General features: G+C 68.5%; 2 protein-coding genes. Both read left to right on the forward strand.

Annotation, left to right across the window (positions count from 1 at the left end):
* Positions 1-208, forward strand: a 208-nt coding sequence (locus tag AB0M20_RS45295; protein ID WP_364307840.1) for a hypothetical protein, incomplete at its 5' end; no start/stop codon positions are given.
* Positions 205-1083: S8 family serine peptidase (locus tag AB0M20_RS45300; RefSeq protein WP_364307841.1), on the forward strand; the 879-nt coding region annotated here is incomplete at its 3' end. The genes AB0M20_RS45295 and AB0M20_RS45300, both read left to right, overlap by 4 nt.

The following is a 1083-nucleotide window of genomic DNA, read 5'->3' on the forward strand; positions in this document are numbered from 1 at the left end:
GGGCGCTTGGGGCGCTGGTGGCGCGGTTATTCCGGTGATGGCGGCACGGTGGGGGCGTCCGCACATCGCGACCGCGGAGGACACGATCCCGGCCGGCAGAGCCGACCAGATCTGGGAAGTCGGCAACGGCGTAGCGCCCGTCATCTCGCCGAATATCGAGATCGATGATCATGATCCGGGTCCGGGCGTCATCGGCAGGATTCGGTGAGCGATCAGATCTGGCGGTCGCTTGCCGCGGCCGGTTCTGCCCTTGTGCTCGGGGCGGTCACCGCCACGCCGGCCGGGGCGGACTCCGTGCGGGACCGACAATGGCATCTCGGAGCTCTCGACATCGTTGCGGCGCACAAGGTGTCCAAGGGGGCCGGCGTCGTCATCGGGTTGGTCGACACGGGCGTGCAGGCCGACCACCGCGACCTTGCCGGGGCCGTGCTGGCCGGATCCGACACCTATCCGAACGCGACCGGCGACGGCCGCAATGACTCCGACGGCCATGGAACCGAACTGGCCGGTCTGATCGCGGGTCGTGGACACGGCGGCAACAGCGGCATTCTCGGCATCGCGCCCGCGGCGAAGATCCTGCCCGTCCGCGCGCCGGTCGGCACTCTGTCCAGCGCAGAGTTTCTCGCCGCGGGCATCGACGAAGCCGTCGCCCGCAAGGTCGGCGTGATCAACATGTCTTTCGGATCTAACGACGAGGAGGTCCTGCACGAGGCGATCCGCAAGGCGAAGGCCGCAGACATCGTGCTTGTCGGTGGCGTCGGCAACAAGAGCGGCTCAGTAAGCGACGAGGAGGGAACCGACAGTCCTTTCCCGGGCAAATACCCAGAGGTCCTTACGGTTGGTGCCACTGACCGCCAGGGTCGGATCGCGGACTTCTCCGTCACCGGCCCGCAGGTGGATGTGGTCGCGCCCGGAGTCGATCTCGCCACAACCGGGATCGGGGAGACCGGTTACTCCCTGGTCAGCGGGACCAGCGACTCGACCGCGATCGTCAGCGGCGTCGCGGCGCTGGTCCGGGCCGAGCATCCCGATCTGTCGGCCGCCGAGGTCGTGCACCGGATCACCGCCACCGCGATCGACGCC

The sequence above is a fragment of the Actinoplanes sp. NPDC051633 genome (assembly GCF_040681735.1).
Taxonomy (GTDB): domain Bacteria; phylum Actinomycetota; class Actinomycetes; order Mycobacteriales; family Micromonosporaceae; genus Actinoplanes.